Annotated in this window: 20 protein-coding genes; 14 read left to right on the top strand and 6 right to left on the bottom strand. The window is 41.9% G+C overall.

Translation table 11 applies throughout. The features are described 5' to 3' along the window. The first annotated feature begins 20 nt into the window (after positions 1-20). The 3 genes from G458_RS20505 (at position 21) to G458_RS0109410 (ending at position 2,983) form a co-directional block, all read left to right on the top strand. Positions 21-692, top strand: coding sequence for a DUF4956 domain-containing protein (locus G458_RS20505; RefSeq protein ID WP_051287165.1), 672 nt, complete (start codon positions 21-23; stop codon positions 690-692). After that, positions 692-1,678 (top strand): HlyD family secretion protein, encoded by a 987-nt coding sequence (locus tag G458_RS0109415; protein WP_026951689.1) that lies wholly within the window; start codon positions 692-694, stop codon positions 1,676-1,678. Before G458_RS20505 ends, G458_RS0109415 begins: the two co-directional genes overlap by 1 nt. A gap of 75 nt (positions 1,679-1,753) precedes the next feature. Then, positions 1,754-2,983 (top strand): TolC family protein, encoded by a 1,230-nt coding sequence (locus G458_RS0109410; protein ID WP_026951688.1) that lies wholly within the window; start codon positions 1,754-1,756, stop codon positions 2,981-2,983. A 76-nt stretch (positions 2,984-3,059) separates the two neighbouring features. Here G458_RS0109410 and G458_RS0109405 read toward each other — a convergent pair whose 3' ends face one another. The 3 genes from G458_RS0109405 to G458_RS0109395 form a co-directional block, all read right to left on the bottom strand. Beyond that, the gene (locus tag G458_RS0109405) at positions 3,060-3,326 is read right to left on the bottom strand and encodes a Txe/YoeB family addiction module toxin (RefSeq protein WP_026951687.1); all 267 of its coding nucleotides are present in this window, start codon (positions 3,324-3,326) and stop codon (positions 3,060-3,062) included. After that, entirely contained in the window at positions 3,327-3,584 is a 258-nt protein-coding gene (locus G458_RS21875; protein ID WP_026951686.1) for a type II toxin-antitoxin system Phd/YefM family antitoxin, read from the bottom strand. It lies immediately after the preceding gene. 172 nt (positions 3,585-3,756) lie between these two features. After that, positions 3,757-5,775 carry a M13 family metallopeptidase gene (locus tag G458_RS0109395; RefSeq protein WP_026951685.1) on the bottom strand — a complete coding sequence of 673 codons (2,019 nt, stop codon included), beginning with the start codon at positions 5,773-5,775 and terminating at the stop codon, positions 3,757-3,759. A gap of 174 nt (positions 5,776-5,949) precedes the next feature. Here G458_RS0109395 and G458_RS0109390 point away from each other — a divergent pair, with 174 nt between their 5' ends. From G458_RS0109390 to G458_RS0109335, 11 genes are all read left to right on the top strand, one after another. Then, positions 5,950-6,552: an RNA polymerase sigma factor gene (locus tag G458_RS0109390; protein ID WP_026951684.1), complete on the top strand. Its 603-nt coding sequence runs from the start codon at positions 5,950-5,952 to the stop codon at positions 6,550-6,552. 2 nt (positions 6,553-6,554) lie between these two features. Next, positions 6,555-6,860 (top strand): hypothetical protein, encoded by a 306-nt coding sequence (locus tag G458_RS0109385; protein ID WP_211234626.1) that lies wholly within the window; start codon positions 6,555-6,557, stop codon positions 6,858-6,860. After that, on the top strand, positions 6,853-7,338 hold the full coding sequence (locus G458_RS0109380) for a hypothetical protein (RefSeq protein WP_157359740.1): 486 nt from the start codon (positions 6,853-6,855) through the stop codon (positions 7,336-7,338). Before G458_RS0109385 ends, G458_RS0109380 begins: the two co-directional genes overlap by 8 nt. A 192-nt stretch (positions 7,339-7,530) precedes the next feature. Continuing rightward, a complete protein-coding gene (locus tag G458_RS0109375) occupies positions 7,531-8,487 on the top strand; it encodes a YHYH protein (protein ID WP_026951681.1) in 957 nt (318 codons plus the stop codon). 29 nt (positions 8,488-8,516) lie between these two features. Next, the gene (locus G458_RS0109370) at positions 8,517-9,158 is read left to right on the top strand and encodes a hypothetical protein (protein WP_026951680.1); all 642 of its coding nucleotides are present in this window, start codon (positions 8,517-8,519) and stop codon (positions 9,156-9,158) included. 234 nt (positions 9,159-9,392) lie between these two features. Further along, positions 9,393-9,752, top strand: a complete 360-nt coding sequence (locus G458_RS21655) for an EF-hand domain-containing protein (protein WP_084438846.1) — start codon at positions 9,393-9,395, stop codon at positions 9,750-9,752. A 323-nt stretch (positions 9,753-10,075) separates the two neighbouring features. Then, on the top strand, positions 10,076-13,510 hold the full coding sequence (locus tag G458_RS0109355; protein WP_245579257.1) for a hypothetical protein: 3,435 nt from the start codon (positions 10,076-10,078) through the stop codon (positions 13,508-13,510). A 26-nt stretch (positions 13,511-13,536) separates the two neighbouring features. Then, positions 13,537-15,285 (top strand): glycoside hydrolase family 3 protein, encoded by a 1,749-nt coding sequence (locus G458_RS0109350; RefSeq protein WP_245579256.1) that lies wholly within the window; start codon positions 13,537-13,539, stop codon positions 15,283-15,285. A 24-nt stretch (positions 15,286-15,309) separates the two neighbouring features. Then, entirely contained in the window at positions 15,310-16,575 is a 1,266-nt protein-coding gene (locus G458_RS0109345) for a glycosyl hydrolase family 17 protein (protein ID WP_026951675.1), read from the top strand. A 36-nt stretch (positions 16,576-16,611) separates the two neighbouring features. Beyond that, entirely contained in the window at positions 16,612-18,957 is a 2,346-nt protein-coding gene (locus tag G458_RS0109340; RefSeq protein ID WP_026951674.1) for an MFS transporter, read from the top strand. Positions 18,958-18,963: 6 nt separating this feature from the next. Then, positions 18,964-19,848, top strand: a complete 885-nt coding sequence (locus tag G458_RS0109335; RefSeq protein ID WP_026951673.1) for a glycoside hydrolase family 17 protein — start codon at positions 18,964-18,966, stop codon at positions 19,846-19,848. Between the two features lie 50 nt (positions 19,849-19,898). On the opposite strand, the gene G458_RS0109330 is transcribed toward G458_RS0109335, so the two are convergent. The 3 genes from G458_RS0109330 to G458_RS0109320 are packed head-to-tail and all read right to left on the bottom strand — an operon-like array spanning position 19,899 to position 24,834. Further along, on the bottom strand, positions 19,899-21,527 hold the full coding sequence (locus tag G458_RS0109330; protein ID WP_035467994.1) for a M1 family metallopeptidase: 1,629 nt from the start codon (positions 21,525-21,527) through the stop codon (positions 19,899-19,901). 56 nt (positions 21,528-21,583) lie between these two features. After that, positions 21,584-23,776 (bottom strand): S9 family peptidase, encoded by a 2,193-nt coding sequence (locus G458_RS0109325; protein WP_035467967.1) that lies wholly within the window; start codon positions 23,774-23,776, stop codon positions 21,584-21,586. A gap of 56 nt (positions 23,777-23,832) precedes the next feature. Next, positions 23,833-24,834: a Gfo/Idh/MocA family protein gene (locus G458_RS0109320; protein ID WP_026951670.1), complete on the bottom strand. Its 1,002-nt coding sequence runs from the start codon at positions 24,832-24,834 to the stop codon at positions 23,833-23,835. Between the last annotated feature and the right edge of the window lie 35 nt (positions 24,835-24,869).

The raw sequence follows: 24,869 nt of genomic DNA, 5'->3' as shown, positions 1-24,869 counted from the left end.
TTCAATAACTAAAGAAACTTATGTTTGAATTATTTCCGGATCAGCCTGTATATGAGTATCCACAGCTAGTCAATATCACCTATTCCTTTATTTGGGCTTTTGTGCTGTCTTCCATGATAGCCATTACCCACAAGCTCACCTTTACAGGAGAATATTATCCCAAAAACTTCTTTCAATCCTTGGTTTTGGGCGCGGTGGTGACCACCATGGTTATGATGGCAATTGGAGATAGCCTTGCCAGAGGTCTGGGTGTCTTTGGTGCTATGGCCATCATTCGATTTCGAACCCGGGTTGATGATCCGCGGGATGTTCTCTTTCTGTTTGCTGCATTGAGTACAGGTCTAGCGATTGGGGTATATGGATTCACAATTTCTTTTGTGGGTTCAATCCTCTTCTGTTTCGTAGCCGGATTGCTTCATCTCTCACCTTTTCGAAGCTATTCTCATCACAATCACTTGTTTCTTACCATTCAAGAATCCGGTGTATTAAAAAAGGTAGACTCACTTCTAAAGCAGTATTGCAAGGACTTCCGGACCGTTTCCATCCAACATACCCGGGAGAAAGGTACTCGCTATCACTATGCCGTGACTTTGAATCGAGAACAAGCGAAAGATGACCTAGTGAATGCCCTTTTTGAGGTGGAAGGGGTCTCTCAAATCAAATTATCCTCCAACGAAATCCTTGTAAACTAATGAGACTCTTTTCAAACTGGTTTTATAACCTGATAGCCTTGATGTTAGTCGCCATGCTGTATATCAGTGGTCGGTATTTCAAAGGAAGTGGAGAAGCTTCAATTGGGATTGCACAAACCTCTGAATACAAGGTGAAAACTGAGAAATCCGCCTTGGTGAAAGCTATTCATGTAGTCCCGGGTATGGAAGTGAAAGAAGGTGAGTTATTGGTGGAGCTGACCAGTGAAGCCTTAGAAATGCATATCGCCAAGCTTACCAATAGAATCGCTGTGCTACGGTCGGAACTTTCGGAAAAAGCAAAGCTGGCGAATGCTGAAATCTCCTACATCAAAGCTCAAAGTGAGATTAAACTAGAAGAGCTCGAGTCTGAAATTTTGGAGTCAGAAAGTGAAATCCAAATGAATGAAGCACTCACCAAAAGCTTCGGCAACGAAAAAAAGGCAAGTGACAACTCTCCATCAGCTATTAAGATCAGATCGCTGAAGCTTCAAAAGCAAAAGCATTTGGAGGCTATGAATATCAAGATTGAGGATGTGGGCCAGGAAAGTTCCACCGAGCAACATTTGCTGAAAAATCAAATAGAACTGCTGGAAAGCGAGTTGAAACTGCTTGAAACCGAAAAAAGCAAGTTGAACAAATATGCCATTGCCTCCGGAGTGGTGAAGAATGTATATGTAAAACCCGGGGAGCAAGTTGACTCATTCTCCCCTCTTTTGGAGATCAATCCTTTACATCCTACCACCGTGGTCGCATATCTGGTGGGTAAAAAAACTGCTGAATTCTCGGTGGGAAAATTAGTCTCTGTGGCTTCCTATGACCAGAGAAGGAATTCTGTCCAAGGCAAAGTCATAGGCTACGGCTCCGTCAGTGAATTGCCGGAAATACTTCAAAAATCCACAGCGACTCAAGCTTTTGGTCAGCAAGTATTCATTGAGATCCCAGAGGACAACACCTATTTCAATGGAGAAAAAGTTTTGATCCGATAAGCAAGATGCAAGCGAAAAACTCTTCAAGTGAACGACTCTGCTGAGACTACATCTGGCCGAAAAAACCATTATATAATGATCAAAAGACTAATTATTGGATTGATATGCTTGCCTTTCCCCGTTTTTGCGCAGGTATCCATGGAAGATTTCCTCTGGTCAGCACTGGATGCTCCAGAACTAAGGGCTCTCCAGCAGCAAAATGCGTATCTGGAGACCAAATCTTATAAACTTGCTCCTATTCGAGGTGTGGAATTCCGCACGGAAACCAACCAGTTAGATCCTCAGCGCCAGGATTTTGCTTTAAGATTAAATCCTGCCAACCCCGGGGAGATCAAGCGCAACAATGAGTACTTCAAGACTTATCAGGAGGCAGTTCAACTCAACCAGGATAGAAGCTTGAAGGAGTTGCTCCACCTGCACTATTCAGCCATTATAGATTGGACCTACTTACAGGAACAAATTAAGCTGAAAAAAGAAGATCAGCAGATCACACACTCCTTACTTCAAATTTTGGAGGCTCAACGATACTCTAGCTTTTTTGATGCAGAGGATTATGCAGAACTGAAGGTGGATCTCCTTGAGAAGCAGTCGGAGTTGGAGGAATTGTCCTTCGAGGAGGAGATTTTGAGGAAGAGAATAGAATCACTTTCTCCTTTGGCGAAGGCCCAAGAAATTGACTGGTCTATGACTTGCTTGATTTCTACTGATAGGATTGAACAATGGATCGAGCGGTATCAGGTTTCCTCTGAAAACGGAGAAATTGCCTATCGACAAAAACTGGTAGAATTGGCCAGCGCAGAATGGGCATTGGAAAAATCCAGTTTGAATATTGGATATGTCCAAGCTCAGTACCAACAATACCGCCTTGAACAGGAAAGGAGTCCCTGGAGCATTGGTCTCGGAGTGAGACTCCCCCTATTTAACCCCAACAAGGGGAAAATGGCGGAAAAAAAACTTGATATCATTGAGGCCCTAGGAGAATTAACCCAGGCTCAAAATGAGCAAGAGGCGGGGCTATTGATGATGAAGACAAAAGTAAAAAACCTGACCCAGCGGTATAGAACAATTCAATATCAATTGGAAGAACTGGACATGGACGGATTGGGCAATACCCTGAGTGAGATCAAAGATAGTAATCCAGTAACAGAACTAAAGCTCAGAAGAAGTCTGGTAAAATCTAAAAACGTCTCAGCGCGGCTAAAAAGAGATATTTACCAAGCTTATATAGACTATTTGAGTCATTCTGAACTATTGCAAAAGCTTCCGATGATAAATTATCTACAATCGGAATTTTTAGATAGATGATTAAGTTAAAAGCCCGAAACTGATTGGTTTCGGGCCTTTTTATAACTTTTAAATTATTGAGCTTTCAACTTAAAATTCAATAGTGAAATCTTACCTGAATTATTCGAACCATTTGCTCTTCTCCTATTCCATGCACTCGATAGACCAATCGGTGTTCGCTGGTTATCCTTCTTGACCAATAGCCCGCTAGATTTCCTTTCAAGGGCTCAGGTTTACCTTTTCCTTTGAAAGGGTTTCGTTTAATTTCTTGGATCAGTTCATTGATTTTGGACAAAATATCCGGATCATGTTCTTGCCAATACAAGTAATCTTCCCACCCATGATTTGTAAATGCAACTTGCATTTATTTGTCCAGATTGATCTCTTTCATCAGAGTCTCCCCTGCTTTGTCCTGCGCCATACTTTCCAGAAGCCTTTGAGCATTAGCTTGCGTGGAGAGTAAATAGGCAGTCTCTTCCATGGCATTATATTGATCTAAAGTCAAAACGACAAAGTCTCTTTTTTTTGGCCCTGAAAGGATCAAAATATCCTGATCGTCCTCAATTTCTTTGAGGCGCTCTTTCATATTTGCTCGAAAGTCTGAGATTGTAGCTGTCTTCATATATCCATAGAAACTTAAAACATCAAGATAAGTTACAGAAAAACGTGCATAATTCTGTACTTTTTTTTGAAAATTCCATTCTTTAAACTTTTCAAGGATCAAAAACTCAATCCTGATTTTCTGAGTACATCTTCTTTGCAATTTTTCGAATGGACCATTTTTCAACCCATTTCTACCAAATTTTAATTCTTTCCTTAGGCTCTTTATAATTTTTATCCCCTGGCTGAATTCCATAGGCAGCATAGAAAGGCTCAAAATTCATAAGAGGCCCATTCACTCTCCACATGGCTGGAGAATGGGAATTGGTATTCACATAGTTTCGCATAAATTCATCCCTTGTTTTCACTCTCCAGATTCTGGCAATAGAATAGCAAAAACGCTGATCCGGAGTCAATCCGTCGATTTTTGTAGTATCCTGGCCTTGTTGGGTCAGCTTGAAAGCATTGTAGGCGATGTAGATTCCCCCATTGTCAGCCGTATTTTCTCCAATTGTCATTGCACCTTTGACAGGAACAGAGTCCAAAACAGTGAAGGTGTCATATCGATCGATCAACAATTGTGTTTTGGCTTTAAACTTCTCATAATCCTCCTTAGTCCACCAGTTTTTTAGATTTCCATTTTTATCAAACTGAGCCCCCTGATCGTCAAAAGCATGGGTCAGTTCATGGCCAATTACCATTCCTATGCCTCCATAATTGATGGCATCATCTGCATTGGGATCAAAATAAGGGTACTGGAGAATCCCTGCCGGAAAGACAATTTCATTCAAGGAAGGATTGTAATATGCCGTCACCGTGCTTGGAGTAGTCCCCCACTCCGTCTTGTCAGGTGCTTTTCCAAACTTTTCCAATTGATATCGGGCATTGTCTTTTCGCAAGGCCAATGCATTTTCGAAATATTTTTCACGGTCAATGGACACCGGATATTCTCTCCATTTATCTGGATAGCCTATCTTTTTGGTGATGGCATAAAGCTTTTCCTTGGCCTGGGTTTTGGTACTGTCGCTCATCCAGTCCAAGTTGTTGATCCGCTGTTCGAAGGCCTTCTGTAAGTTGTTGACAAGATCTAATACTTTTTGTTTCGCATTCTCATCAAAGTATCGCTTCACATACAATTGTCCCAGATCAAAACCTAATTGCTGATCCACTTGCTGAACCATTTTTTGAGCGCGGGTCAACTGTTTAGATTGCCCAGAAACGGCTTTGGTGTATTCAAAAGCGGCTTTTTCAAAAGGAGAACTCAGATAGTTCGCGTATTCGGTCAAGGTGTGAGCTCTGAGATAAGTTTTCCAATCCTCCAATGAGACTGATCTCAAAAGCCCATTGAGCTTGTCATAATAAGCCGGTTGCCTGATGTCAAGAGAATCTGCCTTTAGTCCCAAACCTTCAAAAATCTCTTTCCAGCTAATATTTCCATGTTTTTTATCCAAATCAGAGACGGCGACCTTGTGATAGTTTTCTTTCACTACTCTACGCTCGATTCGGGTTTTATGGGATTCCGCCAACTGCTTTTCTATCTCAAAAACTTTGGTCGCAGCGGTTTCGGCATCCTTTGCCATTTTACCTGTTAACTGAAAAAGGGTAGAAAGGTAAGTATGGTAGGCTTTCTGAATTCCAAGCGTGGAAGAGTCTGTTTTGAAGTAATAATCCCGATCTGGCAAGCCAAGGCCGGTTTGGCTCAAATGAATGATGTTGATGGTACTATTTTCATCATCCGGGGAAATTCTCAGGCCAATGAGGGATTCACTGCTGTATTGGAGCTCAGCTACCAAATACTTCTCTAAATCTGATAAAGAGCCAATGGCGTCAATTTGCGAAAGCTTAGACTGAACCGGTTCAAAGCCGCGTGAGTTGATCGCAAGGGTATCCATGCCTGAAGCATAGAAATCTCCAACTTTTTGCTCAATGCTGCCTTCAGGATTTTGGGTGGCTGAAACTTCCTCAAGGATACTTTCAAGTAGTTTTTTCTGCGGAATGTTAAGGAAAGAATATGACCCAACTCCCACTTGGTCAGCGTCTATTTCAGCAGAGTTATACCATTTGCCATTGACATGCATAAAGAAATTATCTCCGGGGCGAATGGTGGAATCTATGCCCTGTAAATCAACAAATACTCTTTGTTCCGAATCATCTTGAAGTTTGGGATTACATGCCCAAATCACCGCAAATGAAATCCAAAAAAGCTTTTTCATAGGAAGGATGTTTTTTGGAGGAAGTTAGGAGAATTTCCTAAGGACAAAAATCCGCTCCTGTAATCTCTCCGCATTGATAAAGCCGAAAAAAATGCCTTCTAGAATGGAATTATAACCGGGAACTTGGAAAACACCCGATAATCTCATTTCTTTCTTTATCAATTCAAAAACTGGATGATTGACGAAAAAAGCTGTTTACAAGCCATTGCTGGAGGAAGCGAAGAAGCCTTGGAACAGCTGTATAACCGGTATTCTAGTCGGGTTTACAATACACTTCTGAGTTATACCAAAAATGCCGAAGACGCTGAAGAATTGCTCCAAGATGTGTTTGTCACCATTTTCAATACGGCATCTAATTTTCAGTTTAACTCGTCAATAAGCACCTGGATTTATCGAATCACGGTCAACAAGTCCTTGGATTTTCTGCGGAAAAAGAAAAGTCAAAAGCGTTTTGGGATTTTTACATCCTTGTATATCAAAGACTCAGCAGAAATAAAATACGAATCCCCTGACTTTGTGCACCCAGGAGTGAAAATGGAAAACCAGGAAGATGCCAAACACTTATTTAGAGCAATCGATCAATTATCCGAAAATCAGAAAACAGTATTTATCCTAACGCAAATAGAAGGACTACCCCAGCAGGAGGTGGCGGAAATCATGAACCAAACCCGGAAGGCAGTGGAATCATTGCTTGCAAGAGCCAAGGCAAATTTGAGACAGGAATTAGAAAAATTTTTCCCGGAGCGAGGGATTAACAAAAAGAATACGTCAAGATGAATATGAAAAGAGAAGATGCAGTCAATCGAGTCTTAACTAGTCTGGAGGGAATCCAAAGGGCTGAGGCTCCCAAGCACGGTTTTTCGAAAATCCAGCAAAAACTGGCACAGCAGAAGACAATTTCTATAAAGGAGGAATCTACCGGCAAGGCTTGGATGTGGATTGCTGCTTCTTTGGCATTGGTACTAACTTCTAATATCTGGGTAATTTCTAACAGAATGAATACTGAATCCACTTCCTCAAATGTGGAAATCGTGAGCGAATACCCTCAGTTGATTTCTGATTTTAACCTCTATGACAATGAATAAGTCAATTTATAAAATCGGATTTTTTATCCTCTTGGCAATAAATATTGCCTTGATGGTAATATTCTCCATGGGTCCCAAACGGCCGCCCCAAAGGCCTATGCCTAACCAAATAGGAATCAAGGATGAGATTGCCAGGGAATTAGGCTTTTCTGAAGAACAAAAATCTCAATTTGAGATCATGGCCAAGGCTCACCGGGAGAATATCACCAGTTTGGAAAAAATTGAAAGGACCTTGATTAGCAACTATTTCGATCAATTGAGCCAAGAAAATCCGGAAGAAAAAAAGATTAAGCTGATGGAGGAAATACAAGCTATAAACAGGGAGAAAATAGAAGTGACTTTTTCTCATTTTGAAGAGCTAAAGGGGCTATGTGCCCCAGAGCAATTGGAGAAATTTGAGGAAGTGATTGCAAAAATTCTTCCAGCCATTACAAACTCCGGGCCTGCTGGTCCCCCTCCCGGAAATCCTCCTCGATAGAAATGGAAGTCAATTAATCCCCATCTCTTTTTTACAGAATCCTGCTTTTGACAAAAGCAGGATTTTTTATTTCTCAAACCATTCAATCTTTTTCCAGAATTAATCAAAAAAAGGGTCTTTGAATAAAAGAATTTTCATTGAAGCGAGGGATATCAATGGACTTGGCGTCTATACTTTCAAATACTCGAAGAAATGAAAAAACTAGGCGACATAACAAATTTATTAGTGATAGTAGCCTTAATAGCTTCATCCTATAGCTGCAAAGAAGACTTGAATTTGGATACTGAAGTTGGAACCGTCCTTGAAGTTGATCCTGATCTTTTTTTAAAAGGAACCATCGTATCGATTGTTCCTTGTACTCTTTCCAATGGGACCAGCACCACTTGCTACCAAATTGTAGCCGGGATACCTACAGATCATCAGCTAGGACCTTGGTGTCCTGACAATATCTACGATGGTGCCGAAGCAGGAGGCATTTGGCTGGACAATGGAAAAGTCATTGAGGTGGATGGGGAGTTTGTGAAAAATCTTGCCAGCTTCTACAATGACAACACCTGGAAAATGTACGATTCAGATGGAAACATCTACAAGACTACCACTCTGGATGATTGCATCAATGCAGCTAATCCGAATGTAGGAGCCGCCTACAAAAATTTCTGTGTGGAATGTGTGCCTGAGCATATCACAGGCCTGACCAGAACTTGGTTGATTCCGACCAAACCAGTCAAATTGAATGCATCGGCAAGTTTTTCCGGTCCCGGTTCTTCTTTTGGGCCTTCGGTTCGGGGAATCGCATTCAACGGAACTGAGTTTTCAGCTTCTGCTCCTGTCAACAATATCCTAGGAGCCTACACCCTGGCTCCATTTGACGATGCCGGTGGTCATATCAATGTGCATCAAGGCTACCACTATCATGCAGCAACGGGAGTTTCCACCACAATTGCACAAGAGGATGGGCATGCGGGAATGATTGGCTATGCGATGGATGGACACAGGATCTATGCCCAACTTAATGAAGATGGAACGGAACCTACAGATTTGGACGGTTGCAGAGGGCATTACGATGAGATCCGAGGCTATCACTACCACGTGGATGCTCCTGGGGCTAATAATTTCATCAATTGCCTGTATGGAGCTTACATCTATTAATGATCGAGTCCTAACAAAATTATTCTGAGATGAGAAAACTAAGCCTACTATTCTCTTTTCTGCTTGCCTTTGTGGTTCCTGCAAAAGCCCATGATCCGGATTTATCCTCCCTTTTGATAATTGAGCAGGAATCTGGCCAATGGATCCTCCAGGTAAATGCTCCGCTGACAGCGCTGGAGTTTGTCGTAAATGATACTTACGGAGAAAATTCCTTTGAATCAGTAAAAGAATTCAATCAATTGCTCTTAAGCGCATTTAGGGAGAAAATTACCTTGAATGTCAATGGAAAGGAGTTGCATCTAGGGCATGGTTTGGTGAGTTTAGGGCATGCGACCACGATAGCATTTGAACTTCCCACAATGCCTGAACAAATAGAAACACTAATTGTGGAAAATAATGGTTTTGAAAACATCCGTCATAGTCAAGCCATCTTTGGCCTTATCCGGGAAGGAATGGAAAAAAGCCAGTTTATCCTCAATGCATCCAATGATTACCAACTTTCTCTCAAAGTGGAGGGAAATCAGGTGATATTAGTAGAAGAGGCTGAAAATAAAAGTTTCTGGATTTTGTCCGGTCTTATGGCCCTGTTGCTTTTTCAAGTAAGTTTTATCCTTTATAAAAAGAAATGGAGAAGATCAATTTCACAAAATGAATCTCTCCAAAGAGCTTAATGAAAAATGCAAATAATGTATATCCGCTTTCTAACCAATAGGCCATTCACAATAAATAAAATCCCGATTGAGGTTCAGTTTTAGCCAACTTCGGTCTTCGGTCTTCCCACCGCCCAACAAAAGGAATTTTTGATTGCGGTGCAATTGCGGATAATCCTAATGTTAATACAAAGAGGAATTCAAACTTAATCTCCGTCAAAGGATCAATTAATCCCACTCATTAAACCAATACTCATGAACACCACACTAAAAATCATCGCCGCTGGATTCCTAGCTTTTTCAATAAATGGATGCGCCTCTCACAGCAAGGAAACTGCTAATGAACATCCTATCAGGCAAAGTCTCCAGGGAAGGACTCAAGGAGGTCCACCACCTAGCGGGCAAGCTCAAGGAAGGCCTCAAGGAGGACCTCCAAGTTTCACACAGCTTTTGGAAGAGATGGACGCCAACAAAGATGGGAAATTATCAAAAAGTGAAGTCAGAGGGCCTTTACAGACAGATTTTGAAAAAATAGATGTCGATAAAGATGGGTTCTTATCGGAGAAGGAAATTGCAAATGCTCCACGCCCCCAAAGACCAGCTCCAAAAATTTAATAGGTTAAAATTTCAAAGGCTTTCCGGAAGATTCTGGAAAGCCTTTTTTTTGAACAATCATCTTTATTTGCTTCCAACTATTTTTCAAATGGATAGCCTGATGATTCTACTACCAATGAAAAATACCTGATAAGTGATATAGTAGAATGGTGTGAAAAGCTCGATTACTGCCTAGAAAAAAAGATTTGTAGTAGTAATGTGAAAGAATTGATGTATTCCATTTTTTTCTATTGCTAGGTTGAGTTCCTAATTTCATATATCAAAAATTATCTTGGAATTCCAAAAAATTTTGTTTTTACCTGACTAAACTTTAAAAATCAATCGTGTCAAAAATTAAAGAACCCAAGCTTCTTGAAGTATTTATTGGAGAAGAAAAATTCTTAAAAATTTCCGACGTAGACGAGATGTCTGCATTTTTTATGAGTATCATCAGTCCTTCCAACCATTGGCTGTTTGTCGGTAGCAATGGTGGTATTAGTGCCGGAAGAAAAGACCCTGAAAACGCACTTTTTCCTTACTACACAGATGATAAAATTATTGAATCTTCAGAAATCACGGGTTCCAAAACCATTTTAAGAATTCAAAAGGATTCTGAGACTTTCATCTGGGAACCTTTTTCAATTCATTTTGCGAATCAGTATAAACTGAGAAGAAACCTTTACAAAAACATTTACGGCAACAAGATCCTTTTTGAGGAGGAAAACCTTGACTTGCAGCTCAGTTTTCAATATCAATGGTCAACTAGCGAGCAATTCGGTTTTGTCAAAACTAGCCGGATAAGTAACCTTTCAGGAAATTCAATCCATCTTTCCTTTTTGGATGGGATCCAAAATATCATGCCTCAAGGGGTGGGAAGTGCTCTTCAGAATATGAGAAGCAACTTGGTCGATGCCTATAAAAGAAATGAGCTGGACCGGGATAGCGGCATCGGGATTTTTGCACTGAGTGCCATCATTGTGGACAAAGCGGAGCCTAGTGAGGCGCTTAAAGCGAACATCGCTTGGTCACTTGGCTTGGAAAATCCAACCCGTCTCCTCTCCTCCTCCCAGTTGGACGCTTTCCGAAAAGGGGAAAATCCAAAAGAGGAAACCGATATAAAAGCCAAAAAAGGAGCCTATTTCGTATCCTCAGAGTTGGATCTACCAGTAGGAGAAAGCAAGGAGTGGATGATCATGGCGGATATCAATCAAAATGTTTCCCAAATCCGAGCATTGGCACATGTCATTAAAGGTGATCCACAGCTTATGCTCCATGTCCAACAGGACATCGAGAAAGGGACACAGGAATTGATCAAATTGAATGCGGCAGCTGATGCATTGCAACTTACTGCGGATTCCCTCAAGGACACTCGTCATTTCGCCAATTCGATGTTTAACATCATGCGTGGAGGGATATTTGACAGCAACTATCAAATTGAAAAGGCGGATTTGAGGGCCAATATCCTGAATGCCAACCGGGAAATTTTCTCTAAACACTCAAAAAACTTGGAGACTTTGCCCGAGCAATTCACCTTATCTACTTTAAAAGAGCTCGCCCAAACGTCCAACGACTCTAATTTTAAGAGGCTTTGTTTGGAGTATTTGCCTTTGAAATTCAGCCGAAGACATGGGGATCCAAGTCGACCATGGAATCAATTTTCAATAAATACCAAAAACGAGGCAGACGGATCAAAAGTCTTGGATTATGCAGGTAACTGGAGAGACATCTTCCAAAATTGGGAAGCCTTGGCGCTCTCCTATCCTGAGTACATTGAAGGGATGATATTAAAGTTCCTAAATGCCTCAACATTTGATGGTTATAATCCTTATCGAATCACCAAAAACGGGATTGATTGGGAAAGAATTGAGGCAGATGATCCTTGGTCCTATATCGGATATTGGGGAGACCATCAGATCATTTATTTACTGAAATTCCTTGAGTTCACGGAGAGATATGCTCCCGGAAGACTCGCATCCTATTTCAATGAGGATCTTTTTGTTTATGCTAATGTCCCCTACAAAATCAAACCTTATGAGGATATACTGAAAAACCCAAAGGATACGATTGATTTTGATCATTCTCTAGATCAAGTTATCCAGAAAAGATGGACAAAGCTGGGTTCGGATGCGGCATTACTTCAGAACCAAAGCGGGGCTATTCACCAGGTTAATTTTTTGGAGAAGGTTTTGGCTTCGGTTCTTGCCAAGATTTCCAATTTCATTCCTGAAGGAGGAATCTGGATGAATACTCAAAGACCGGAATGGAATGATGCCAACAATGCCTTGGTAGGAAATGGAGTGTCCATGGTTACACTCTATTATTTGAGACGATTCTTGGTCTTTTTCACTGAAAACCTCCTAAAAAATCCAGGTCAAGAGGCAAATCTCTCTGCGGAATTGGTGGAATTTTTCCAAGAAACACATGTGGCCCTTCAAACCCACCAACATTTACTTTCCGGGAAATTTACCGACAAAGACAGAAAATCAGTACTGGATTCATTAGGTCAAGCAGCAAGTCAATATCGGTCAAAAATCTACCAGAATTCTTTCAGCAGTCAGCGAAAAAGTCTTTCCGTTCAGAATTTGATTGAATTCTTCAAACTAGCCCAAAGCTATTTGGAACACACCATCGATGCCAATAAGCGGGAAGATAACCTCTACCATGCCTATAACTTGATGACGGTAGAAAATGAAGCGGAAGTGTCCATCTCCTATCTCAGTGAAATGCTCGAAGGTCAGGTGGCCGTGTTGAGTTCTGGCTATTTAAGTTCGGAAGAAGCATTGCAGACCTTGGATGCATTGCGTGGCAGTAAGTTATATCGGGAAGATCAAAACAGCTATCTCCTTTATCCCAACAAAGAATTACCTGGGTTTTTGGAAAAAAACAACATTCCTGAGCTCCAAGTCACCAATTCTCCCCTATTGTCCAAATTGGTAGTAAAAGGAGATAAAAGAATAATAGAGCAGGATGTGGATGGAAAGTATCATTTCAATGGGAATTTTAAAAATGCCACGGACTTAGCTAAAGCCTTAGAGGAATTAGATCCAAATACCTACCCATTGTCGGAGAAAGATAAAAAAGAGGCTCTTCAGGTTTTTGAAAAAGTATTTAATCATAAGGCATTTACGGGTCGTTCAGGCACTTTCTACGGATATGAAGGTTTGGGATCGATTTATTGGCACATGGTCTCCAAACTACAGCTAGCTGTATGGGAATGCTGCGAAAAAGCTGCTAGAGAGAAAGCTCCTGACAAGATCTTAAGCAAACTCATTGCGCACTACTACGAAATATGTGAAGGAATCGGGGTTCATAAAAGCCCTAAAGTCTATGGAGCTTTTCCAACTGATCCATACTCCCACACTCCATCCGGAAAAGGTGCCCAGCAACCTGGAATGACTGGTCAAGTCAAGGAAGATATTATTTCAAGATTCGGAGAATTAGGGCTAGTTATCCAAGATAATAAGCTTTTCTTTCATCCTTTTATGTTGAAAAGGTCTGAGTTTTTGACCAAGAACCAAGAGTTTAGCTATGTAGATGTAGATGGGCAAAATAATGACTTTCAGGTCTTTGAAAATTCGCTATGCTTCACCTACTGTCAAGTTCCGGTTATTTATGAATTATCTGATAAGAATGGAATAGAAGTATTTTATGAAGGGGGAATCAAAACTATTCAGGAAGGATCATTGGTCCTAGATTCTGAAACAAGTAAAAAAATCTTTAACCGTACGGGAGAAGTCAAAAAGCTGTTGGTTCATCTCAGCAAGGATACGGTAAAATAAGAAGCCCATTCGATCGGAATATGTCAATGAAATTCAAGTTAGATCCTGTGGCTGATGAGAAAATCGAAAGGCTTCTCTCACAAATGACTTTGGAGGAAAAAATAGGCCAGATGTCTCAGGTGCGCCATTTTGACGACATCAGCCCAGAAGATATCCAGACCAAATTCATAGGCTCAGTCATCCATACTCAGGGACCCGTTCCCGGAAAAAATGCAGAGGAATGGCAGGAGAAATTTACTGAACTGCAAAAGCAAGCTTTATCAACCCGGCTTCAAATTCCTCTATTATTTGGAGTAGACGCAGTTCATGGACAAAATACCTATGAAGGAGCCACGATTTTTCCGCATAATATTGGTCTTGGAGCAGCTGGAAATCTTGATTTAGTCGAACAAGCCGCGGCGATTACTGCCATTGAATCAAAAGCCACGGGATTTAATTGGGTTTTTTCTCCCTGTGTGGCCATTCCTATGAATGAAAAATGGGGACGGGTTTACGAGGCTTTTTCTGAAAGTACCGAACTCACTACGAAGCTTACAGAAGCATCGATTAAAGGTCATCAGGAGAAAAATGGCAATATGGGGGTGATGGCCACTGCCAAACACTTTATCGGTGATGGAGCAACTGATTTCGGCAAAGAGGGAGGAATTACTTCTCTTAGTCGGGAAGAAATCATCGAGCGCTTACTTCCCCCGTATCAGGCTGCCGTTGATTCTGGAGTTGCCTCGATAATGGTTTCTTTCAATTCGCTGGATGGTCAACCCATGCATGCTCACAAGGAGCTGATTACAGATTTGTTGAAAGTACAGCTAGGGTTTGATGGAATAGTGGTCTCGGATTGGAAGGCTTATTCCAGATTTGGGCAAAATGACATCATCAAGGCTGGAATCGACATGGTTATGGCCGTGGATGGGGATTTGGATGGATTTCAGGAGGGTGTTAAAAATGGGGTTTTGGATGGATCTATCCCGGAAGAACGAATCAATGATGCCGTCAGAAGGATCTTAAGGCAGAAATTTCGATTTGGTCTTTTTGAAAATCCATTCCCCGATAAAAGTTTGGTTAACCAGATCGGAATTCCCGAGCATCGGGCTGTTGCTCGACAAGCGGTTCGGGAGTCCTTGGTTCTTTTGAAAAATAAAAATCAAGCTTTACCTCTAAAGCCAAATTCAAAAATAGTGGTTGTAGGTCCTTTTGCGAACAATTCTGGACTACAATCAGGAGGCTGGACGGTCAATTGGCAAGGAACCACAGAAAACTATCAAGGAGCCACCACGCTATTGGAGGGAATCCAAAAGTTTTCTCAAAGTGAAGTAAAATATGATGCTGAGGGTAAGGCGGATATCGAAGATGTGGATGTGGCAGTGATTGTAGTCGGGGAAAATCCATATGCAGAGTTTTTTGGAGATATCGATGGTGAAATGAACCTTTTTCAACTGACCCTTACCGAAGAGCATCAAAACTTGATTAATGCTTACACAGAGAAGGGGATCAAAACAGTAGTAGTCTTGATTTCTGGTAGACCGCTGGTCGTTACTCCACAAATCGAGCAAAGTGATGCTTTTGTAGCTGCTTGGTTACCAGGTTCTGAAGGAGATGGAGTAGCGGAAGTACTTTTTGGACTTTTTGATTTCAAAGGAAAATTACCCCACTCCTGGCCTAAATCTGTAGAAGATTTTCAAGGGAAATTCGGTCCAAACTTTTGGGAAGAATCGATTCAGCCGCTTTTCCCTTTAGGATTTGGATTGACTTATCAAGCAGAAAATTTAAATGAATAGTTTATATCAATAAGCCTATACGCTATGAAGACACCTTATTTTAAATCCTTTTTTCTAGGAATGGCCGTATTTGCGGCATTTTCATGCAATGAAAAATCAACTGAAGTGGAATCAACTAAACGTAAAGAAGTGACTGCAAAAGAAATTTTAGGAAATCCAGATTACCAGGCCATCTGCTATGAAGGCTACCGAGAAAGATCCAGAGACATTCAGCCTACCGTCGAACAGCTCAAAGAGGATTTGAGAATTTTATCAGCTATGGGTATCAAAATCGTGCGGACGTATAATGTTCAACTCGCCCATGCAGGTACCCTTCTCAAGGCCATTCGCGAGATGATGGATGAAGATCCGGAGTTTGAAATGTATGTAATGCTGGGTGCATGGATCGATTGTAAAAATGCATGGACTGAAATGGAGCCTGATCACAATGTAGAAAGTGAACAGAATGAAGCGGAAATCCAGCGGGCTGTGGCATTAGTCAATCAGTATCCCGACATCGTCAAAATTCTTGCTGTTGGCAATGAAGCGATGGTCAGATGGGCTACCAGTTATTTTGTACAGCCTTCAGTAATTCTTAAATGGGTAAACTATTTACAGGATATGAAGGCAGAAAGAAAGCTGCCAAAAGACCTTTGGATTACCAGCTCGGATGATTTTTCATCCTGGGGAGGAGCAGATTCCAGCTATCACACGGAGGACTTAGCCAATTTGGCTCGAGCGGTGGATTATATCTCTATCCATACCTATCCTTACCACAATACTCATTACAATCCGAATTTTTGGAGAGTACCTGTGGAAGAGTCCAAACTGACCGAACTGGAAAAAGTAAATGCGGCGATGCTCCGAGCCCGTGATTTCGCCAAATCACAATATGACTCTGTGGCCAACTACATGAAAAGTATCGGAGTGGACAAACCTATCCATATTGGCGAAACTGGCTGGGCGAGCGTTTCCGATGGATTCTATGGAGTGGAAGGTTCCCGTGCAGCAGATGAATATAAAGAAGGTCTCTACTACAAACACATGAGAGAATGGACGGATCAGGCAGGAATTTCCATGTTTTATTTTGAAGCATTCAATGAGCAGTGGAAAGATTCAGAAAATCCGATAGGTTCAGAAAACCATTTTGGTCTTTTTGGACTAAAAGGTGAGGCGAAATATGCCTTATGGGATTTAGTGGATCAAGGCATTTTCAAAAACCTTACCCGAGACGGGAATCCTATTGTAAAAACCTATAACGGTGACAAGGAGAGTCTTCTGAAAGAAGTCATGGCCCCTCCTGCCAAATAGTTTTAAAAACAAATTAACCACCTAACCCTAATAACCATGTCATCAACCACCAAAACTATACCGATGGGCCAAAAAATAGCCTTCGGTGTGGGGATGTTAGCCAACCAGATGTTTCCTGCTTCACTTGGGATTTTTATGGTTGTACTCGTTCAAAACCTGGGCTTTCCAGGCTGGATGTGGGGAATCGTGTACTTTCTCCCGCGTGTCCTGGATGCTGTCACCGACCCAATCATGGGTTTCATTTCGGATAATACCAAATCAGTATGGGGAAGACGAAGGCAATACGTTTTCCTCGGTGCAATCGTGATGGGAGTCACTTTCTCAGTCATGTGGCAGCTCTATGGGGAGAATAGTGTGAGTTATAACTTCATATATTTCCTTTTGGGCTCCTTTGCCTTCTACATTGGTCTGACCATTTTCAGTGTTCCTTATGTGGCCATGGGCTACGAGATGAGCGAGGACTTCCATGAGCGAACACAAATCATGGCCATTGCTCAGTGGATTGGGCAATGGGCTTGGGTAATTGCGCCTTGGTTTTGGGTGATTATGTATGAACCAACCTGGTTTCCCAGCCCGGAAGCCGCAACCCGTGAGCTAGCGGTTTGGGTGGGAGTTATCTTCGCTCTGTGCGCCATGGTTCCGGCTATTTTTATTCCCAGCAAATCAACCAAGAATGAAAATTTCTCACCCCTGACTTTCAATGCAATTGGAGATAGTATTGCTCAAATCGTCAGAGGATTTAAAGAGGCCTTTTCTTCAACACCCTTTAGAAAGCTTTGTATTTCTACTTTTTTCATTTTCAATGCATTCAATACGGTAGCTGGTTTTGTCTTTTTTATCGTGGTATGGCATCTGTTTAATGGCGATGCAGGAGCAGCAGGCTTTTGGACACCTATTTTCGGAAGCGTGGGTGCCTTGGTGACCACGTTTATTGTGATTCCTATCGTGGCAGCGATGTCCAAAAAGATTGGAAAGAAAAATGCCTTCATGGTATCCCAAGGCATTGCTTTAATAGGATATACTTCCTTGTGGTTTCTTTTTGTACCCGGCAAGCCATGGTTGTTTATCTTTTCTCTTCCATTCCATTCTTTCGGTATAGGTAGTCTTTTTGTTTTGATGATGTCCATGACTGCCGATGTGATTGATCTGGATGAATTGAATTATGGAGTTCGAAGAGAAGGGGTATTTGGTGCCATTTATTGGTATATGGTAAAGTTTGGTTTTGCCATCGCCGGAGGTTTGAGTGGGTTGATTTTGACAGTAGTAGGTTTTGATGGCAATGCTGCGGTTCAACCAGAAGGAGCCGTAACTGGCCTCCGCCTGTTCTTCTCCGGGCTGCCCATGTTAGGAACGATCGCAGCCATGTATCTCATGCATGATTACGATGTGGATGAAGAAAAAGCCAATCAAATCCGTGCCGAGCTTCAAAAGCGTAAACAGGCCAAACTAAAGCCGAAACCTTATTACTCTGGATATTTAGCAGACAATTCCATCCTGCTTTCTGAGGTGGATAAGCTTGCGATAGCAAATCACCAAAACAGGTTTGAAGGGAAGTCAAATAGTGAAATAAAGGCCATGTTTTCAAACACCTTTAATGCTGGTTTTCATGGTTTATGTTTCAGCCCCTATTTGGAAGGGCAAAATATTGGAGACACCCTTACTGAAGAACAGATCAAACGAAGGTTGGAAATCATTGCTCCGCATACAAAGTGGGTACGTTCGTTTTCCTGTACTGATGGGAACGAGATGATCCCAAAATTAGCTCGAGAAAAGGGTTTAAAAACAATGGTCGGCGCCTGGTTGAGTACCGATAAATCAAAAAATGAAGCAGAAATATCGCAGCTCGTCCGACTCGCAAAAGACGGGTTTGTAGACATTGCCGTTGTCGGTAATGAGGTGATCCTTCGAAATGAACTTACCAAAGAAGAAGTCCTTCACTATTTGAAAAGAGTGAAAGAGTTATTGCCCAATGTGCCGGTAAGCTATGTGGATACGTACTCCCTTCTTTCTCAGAACCCTGAGATTATGGCTAATTGTGACTTGATTTTGGCTAATTGCTATCCTTTCTGGGAGGGATGCAGCATTGACCAAGCCCCGATTTACCTGCAAAAAATGTATGAAATAGTCAAAAAAGCCGCAGGAACCAAGGAGGTGATCATCACGGAAACAGGCTGGCCTGACTCAGGGGAAATATTGCAAGAAGCTGTGCCATCCCCTGAAAACACAATGAAATACCTGACTGCTTCAAATGAATGGGCCAAGCAGGAAAATATAGCCTTATTCAACTTTTCTTCCTTCGATGAACCATGGAAAGTGCACCATGAAGGAGAAGTAGGCCAACGATGGGGAATTTGGGACAAAAACGAGAACTTAAAATATTGATTAAAAATGTCTTTCAACGCGGATAAAATTTTGGCTCTTGCCGGAAAAAACCTGAACGGACTCAGTAAACAAGAATTAGCGGAATCTTTTCGTGAATTGCTTCAGGATGGCCTTCACGGAATATGCATCAGCCCCTATGAGGAAGGGCAAAAACCCGGAGATACGCTGACTGAAAAACAAATTCGGAGAAGGCTGGAAATCCTCCGGCCCTATACCCAGTGGATTCGTTCTTTCTCTTGCACCGAAGGAAATGAACTCATTCCAATGATCGCTAAAGAAATGGGGATGAAAACCTTGGTGGGTGCATGGCTGGGAAAAGATGACCAAATCAACCGAGCCGAAATTGCGGGATTGATTAAGTTGGCAAAAGAAGGTTACGTGGATATTGCAGCCGTAGGGAATGAGGTTATGTACCGAAAAGATCTTTCTGAGGACCAGCTTGTGGAGTTTATCGAAAAAGTAAAAGAAGAAATTCCCAAAACGCCTGTGGGCTATGTGGATGCCTATTACGAATTTGAACACCGCCCCAGAATCACCGAGGCTTGCGATGTGATCTTGGCCAATTGCTATCCTTATTGGGAAGGCTGTGCCTTGGATTATTCCCTTTTGTACATCAAGGATATGTATAACCGAGCCTTAAAAGCTGGCAAGGGCAAAAAAGTTATTATTACCGAAACAGGCTGGCCAAGTCAGGGAACTCCATTGTATGGAGCTATTCCTTCAGATGAAAACTTTATGAAATACTTTATCAATATTCAAACCTGGTCAAAACTGGAGGATATTGACATTTTCTATTTTTCTTCCTTTGATGAATCTTGGAAAGTCGGCGCCGAGGGCGATGTTGGGGCTTACTGGGGAATTTGGGATAAGGATGAAAATTTGAAGTATTAATTTATATAGACACAAAAAAGGGCCGTTGTTGGCCCTTTTTTTATATTCTTTTACCTCATCTTTTCTACTCCCACATAATAGTCCAAATCCAACTCTACGTCTGCAATTTCTTTGACTTGGAGCTGAGACCATCGAGTATTTACTGAAAGCCGAAGTTTTTCCCCTCCCAAACTTACATCCACCGGCATTTCAAAATGGGGCAAACAATTGATCCATCGATAATTAAGCGTTTGATCGTCTGAATAGTAGTATTCCAAAATCGGAATTCGGACATCTCTTAAATATTGGTCAAAAATAGGTTTCAGATCCATTCCGAATGCTTGGGCAATGTAGCTTTCCACCTGTTGGGTTGACACGGTTTGATGATAAAACTCCTGATTTAATCCTCTCAAAATGCCTCTCCACTTTTCATCATCATTCAAGATCTCGCGAAGCATGTTGAGCAAGTTTCCGCCTTTGTAATACATATCTCCCGAACCCCGCTTGTTGACTCCATATTTTCCGATGATTGGAATATCATTTGAAATATTCATTCGGGTGCCTCTCACGTATTCCTGTCCGGCCTCTTTCCCAAAATGATAATCCAAAAACAGGCTTTCAGAATAGTTGGTGAAACTCTCATGGATCCACATATCAGCCACATCACTGTAGGTGATGTTATTCGCAAACCACTCGTGTCCCGATTCATGGATTATGATGAAGTCGAATTTCATTCCCCAGCCTGTTCCGCTTAGATCCCGGCCACGATAGCCTTTTTGATAGCCATTTCCATAGGTCACGGAACTTTGATGTTCCATTCCCAGATAGGGTGCATCTACGAGCTTGAAGCCATCCTCATAAAATGGATATGGCCCAAACCAATGCTCAAAGGCCTCCATCATTTTTCTGGCATCCTCAAAATGTACCTTGGCCTTTTCCAGATTCTCTCTCAACACAAAGTAATCCATGTCCAGAGTCCCCTTCTCCCCTTCAAACTTCTCTCCGAAATGAACATAATCGCCGATGTTGATATTCACCCCATAATCGTTGATCGGATTTGCCACCGACCAATGAAAAGTGTCTGATGTAGGCCCCATTTCTATATTGACTAATCGTCCATTTGAGACGTCCATGAGGCCTTTTGGCACGGTCACGCTGATCATCAAACTGTCCACCTCGTCCGCTGGATGATCCTTTGTCGGCCACCAAACGCTGGAACCTATTCCTTGGTTGGAGGAGGCAATGAAATGCTTCCCATTAGAATCTTTCACCCAAGTGATCCCACCATCCCAAGGGGGACGAACGGCTTCCACAGGTTTCCCTTCGTAGGAAATCAAGAGTTCTTCTACTTGTCCCGGAACCTGCTCCTTTTTTAGGGTAATGAAGTGAGCAGCACCTTCCCTTTTGAAATTCAATTTCTCTCCATCCTGAACTACAGAGGTAATAATCAATGGCTCCTGAAGATCAATCTGTAAAATTTGATTGGAGCTTTTTACCCGATATCGAACCAGATTACTTCCTTTTATCGATTTGCTTTCAGGAAATACTTCCACCTTCAGATGGTAATACCCCAAATCCCACCAGACCCGCTCTGGAGTAATACTTCCCCTCAAGGTATCAGCTCTGGTGAAGGTATTTTGGGAATGCACATGCGTGCTTAGACCGAGGGTTAGTCCTAATCCAATAATAAAGGACTTCATACTTTTTCTATTAGAAAATCTCATCAATTATTTAATTCTTAATTCTTAATTCCCCATCACTTTCCCCCTGGAGGACAATACCGTTTCAAAAAGTCCGTATATAGTTTTCTCAAATGAGCGGTAGTCCCTTCGCCTTCCGAAATTCCATGAGATCGGTTGGGATAAGGCATAAACTGAAACAGCTTTCCATGCTTGATCAATTCATTGATCAACATCTCAGCGTTATCGTAGTGGACATTATCATCGCCAGTTCCATGGATATACAGTAGATTTCCCTGAAGATTTTTGGCATAGGTGATCGGTGATCCAGCTACAAAATCCTCCAGATTCTCCTGTGGTAAACCCATGTACCGTTCTTGATAAATGTTATCGTAGGTCAATTGATTGGCTACAGCTGCCAGGGAAATCCCGGTTTTGTAGATCTCCGGGTATTGAAACATGAGGTTCAGGGTTGCAGAACCTCCCCCGCTATGCCCCCAAACTGCTACCCGCTCTGGATCCACAAAATCCCATTTTACTATCTGAGCAGCTGCCTCGGCTTGATCTGAGATATTGAGACGGCCGATTTTCCGGTAAATACTTTTTCTCCAAGCTCGCCCTTTTGGTGCTGGTGTTCCTCGGTTATCAATGGAAATGTAGATGTATCCATCTGCGCTCATATCGCCTTCATAATTGCGATTTCTTCCCACACCATAACTATCCTTGACATTGGCTCCCCAGGGTTCGGTATAGACAAAAAAGACCACAGGATACTTTTTAGAGGAATCAAAATTGGTGGGTTTGACCATCCAACCGTCCATTTCAGTACCGTCAGCTGTATTGATTTTGAAGAATTCGACCGTTTTTGGGCCTTGATATTTGGCCAAATTACTTTCTATGCTTTTCTCAGGATCCAATGGCTGATGCTTCCCCAAGGAAATCCACTCACTAGATGGACGAGTGTAGCTGTTGCTAAACTGGTGAAAAGCAAACTGACCTGAAGGCGAAATAGTGTAGGTGTTGGTGCCTTCAAAAATGGCCGGAGTCACTCTTTCTGCCTTACTTTTTCCGTCTAGTTTGATTTTATACAAATACTTCTGGGTAGCATTGTCTGGGGAAGCATGGAAATAAGCAACCTTATTATTCTCATCCAGGTGAAGTAGATTGATCACATCATAATTGCCGGGAGTCAGCAAAGTTTCCTTTCCATCCAAGCCGATTTTATACACATGTCTCCAACCGTCTTTTTCACTAAACCAAAGAAACTCCTTCTTGTCGTTAAGCCATTTGAATTCATGGCGATAGGTTAATCCATAGACATTTTCCCAGTTGGAAAGCACATCAATCCAAGTTTCCTCTTTTTCCTCAGCGATCACCTTGGCCTCATTCTTAGGTACATTGACCGCGTAGATTTTACTGTGATTTTGCTTTCGATTTAGCTGCTGGACAAGTAGCAAGTCTGGATTATTCCACTCCATTCTTGGCAAATAATGCTGCTGCGGATCTCCGGGAATGTTTAGCCAGGTAGTCTTTTGGCTTGACAGTTCAATAACCCCAATTCGTGCTGGAGAGGGTGATTCCCCTACTTTTGGGTACTCCACCGGAACAACTTGAGAATAAACAGAATCCGTAAAATTCATCATATAATAATCACGGATTTGATTGGCGTCAATCTGCCAGTAGGAAATCTTTTTCCCATCAGGGCTCCACTGAAATCCATCTCTACAGGCAAATTCCTCTTCATAAGCCCAATCGAAGGTTCCATTGATCAGTTTTCGATTTCCATCCTTGGTTAATTGAGTGATTTGACCGTTGGCCAAATTCTCCACAAATAAGTTGAATTCGCTTACATAAGCGATTTGAGAGGCATCAGGAGAGAGTTTTGCAAATCGCAAAGAAGACTCTGGAAGCCCTTTTCCAGCTTGCTTGAGTTCCTTGGTTTGTAGGTCCAAGACCCAATAATCTCCTTGGGTATCCAATCTCCAAACTCTTTTGGTATTCGTATAGATAAGGGCTTTTTTTCCATCCTGAGAAAAGCTGAAATCTCTAACCACCAGAGGACTTTTTCCAGCTGGAGTCAGATCTGAACTAGAAATAAAGACAGCTGGCTGGTTTGAAGGAAGAGAATAGCGAACGATCTGATTCTTTTCAATTTGGAAGTAAGAATTGCCATCTTTTTCCCAGAGAACTGATTGTCCCGATACATGGACGGAAATCAAAAACAGGACTGCAAAGAGCCACTTCAGGGGGTAATTTTTTCGTAAAATCATGGTAGTAAAATAGGTCTAAAACCTAATAAATCGAAATGAATGAAATTTAGCTCAATTTAAAGCAAGGATGGAAGGGAAACGCTCGCTCCTCCCCTTCGCTTGCTTTCCTCGGCAGCTTCCATGAAGGCATAGATTTCTATAGTCTCGGATGCATCCACTGGTGATTTTCCAGTCTTGAAAAACTCGGCAATTTTTACGGCCAATGGTTCATAGCCTTCATAATTACCCAAAACCAGGTTTCCTTCTGAACCAAAAGCAGTTCCTCCATATTCATGCTTTCCAGCTCGCATACCACGGAAAGTTCCGATTCTTCCATCTTTCCACTTTCCAACTACTAATTCTTCATTTTGGGAAGTAGTTCTGCTGACAGATTCACAGCCAGGTCCCATAACGGTGATTAAGATTTCCACCCCATGGATCCCATACCAAAATAAATCGGGATGCCCAGGCTCCAGAGTTGCCGGGCTAAATGCATCGCATCCCAAAACCTTCCCGATTTTCCCTTCATGTCTTACCGCCTGTGCATTGCTCATGTAGCGAAGGGAGGAAGCTGAAAAGACAGGAACCTGATTTTGAATTGCTTCTTTATAAATGGTGAGGGCATCTTCAAAACTAGCCGCAATGGGCTTATCGATAAAGAATGGCTTTTTTGCCTGAATCACCTTTCTCGCCTGTTCTAAGCGAGGTTTTCCATCATTGGTTTCCAACAGAACCACGTCAACTTTGGACAAAAGCTCCTCAATCGATTCAGTGATTTCTACTCCGAATTCCTTGACTTGATTGATGTAATCTGGAATTCGTTTGAAACTGGATTCAATATCTCTGCTCCCATAAGGATATGCAACGACTACCCGAAAACCAGCCAACTCAGGTCTAGGATTTTCCGAATTAAAAAGTTTGGTAAAAGCAGGAGAATGGGAAGTATCCAATCCAATAATTCCGATTTTAATAGGATCAGCTTTGGACTTTGCGGACAAAGAAAAAGGCAATGTGCCCATTCCTGTGACCACTCCAGCAGCCAAACTTTTCTTTATAAATGACCTTCGTTTATAATTCATAACAAATTGAAATAGAGTTACTAGAGATTATTCAA

It is taken from the genome of Algoriphagus mannitolivorans DSM 15301 (assembly GCF_000429425.1).
Taxonomy (GTDB): Bacteria; Bacteroidota; Bacteroidia; order Cytophagales; family Cyclobacteriaceae; genus Algoriphagus; species Algoriphagus mannitolivorans.
Note: the sequence above shows the minus strand (reverse complement) of the source record. Positions and strands in the feature narration are given on the sequence as shown.

What these genes read in the sequence shown, in the direction of transcription:
- G458_RS0109320 (WP_026951670.1), bottom strand. Translation starts at nt 24,834, where the DNA reads ATGAATTATAAACGAAGGTCATTTATAAAGAAAAGTTTGGCTGCTGGA.
- G458_RS0109415 (WP_026951689.1), top strand. Translation starts at nt 692, where the DNA reads ATGAGACTCTTTTCAAACTGGTTTTATAACCTGATAGCCTTGATGTTA.
- G458_RS0109370 (WP_026951680.1), top strand. Translation starts at nt 8,517, where the DNA reads ATGAGAAAACTAAGCCTACTATTCTCTTTTCTGCTTGCCTTTGTGGTT.
- G458_RS0109375 (WP_026951681.1), top strand. Translation starts at nt 7,531, where the DNA reads ATGAAAAAACTAGGCGACATAACAAATTTATTAGTGATAGTAGCCTTA.
- G458_RS0109340 (WP_026951674.1), top strand. Translation starts at nt 16,612, where the DNA reads ATGTCATCAACCACCAAAACTATACCGATGGGCCAAAAAATAGCCTTC.
- G458_RS0109380 (WP_157359740.1), top strand. Translation starts at nt 6,853, where the DNA reads ATGAATAAGTCAATTTATAAAATCGGATTTTTTATCCTCTTGGCAATA.
- G458_RS21655 (WP_084438846.1), top strand. Translation starts at nt 9,393, where the DNA reads ATGAACACCACACTAAAAATCATCGCCGCTGGATTCCTAGCTTTTTCA.
- G458_RS0109385 (WP_211234626.1), top strand. Translation starts at nt 6,555, where the DNA reads ATGAAAAGAGAAGATGCAGTCAATCGAGTCTTAACTAGTCTGGAGGGA.
- G458_RS21875 (WP_026951686.1), bottom strand. Translation starts at nt 3,584, where the DNA reads ATGAAGACAGCTACAATCTCAGACTTTCGAGCAAATATGAAAGAGCGC.
- G458_RS0109335 (WP_026951673.1), top strand. Translation starts at nt 18,964, where the DNA reads ATGTCTTTCAACGCGGATAAAATTTTGGCTCTTGCCGGAAAAAACCTG.
- G458_RS0109395 (WP_026951685.1), bottom strand. Translation starts at nt 5,775, where the DNA reads ATGAAAAAGCTTTTTTGGATTTCATTTGCGGTGATTTGGGCATGTAAT.
- G458_RS0109390 (WP_026951684.1), top strand. Translation starts at nt 5,950, where the DNA reads ATGATTGACGAAAAAAGCTGTTTACAAGCCATTGCTGGAGGAAGCGAA.
- G458_RS0109410 (WP_026951688.1), top strand. Translation starts at nt 1,754, where the DNA reads ATGATCAAAAGACTAATTATTGGATTGATATGCTTGCCTTTCCCCGTT.
- G458_RS0109345 (WP_026951675.1), top strand. Translation starts at nt 15,310, where the DNA reads ATGAAGACACCTTATTTTAAATCCTTTTTTCTAGGAATGGCCGTATTT.
- G458_RS0109350 (WP_245579256.1), top strand. Translation starts at nt 13,537, where the DNA reads ATGAAATTCAAGTTAGATCCTGTGGCTGATGAGAAAATCGAAAGGCTT.
- G458_RS20505 (WP_051287165.1), top strand. Translation starts at nt 21, where the DNA reads ATGTTTGAATTATTTCCGGATCAGCCTGTATATGAGTATCCACAGCTA.
- G458_RS0109405 (WP_026951687.1), bottom strand. Translation starts at nt 3,326, where the DNA reads ATGCAAGTTGCATTTACAAATCATGGGTGGGAAGATTACTTGTATTGG.
- G458_RS0109325 (WP_035467967.1), bottom strand. Translation starts at nt 23,776, where the DNA reads ATGATTTTACGAAAAAATTACCCCCTGAAGTGGCTCTTTGCAGTCCTG.
- G458_RS0109330 (WP_035467994.1), bottom strand. Translation starts at nt 21,527, where the DNA reads ATGAAGTCCTTTATTATTGGATTAGGACTAACCCTCGGTCTAAGCACG.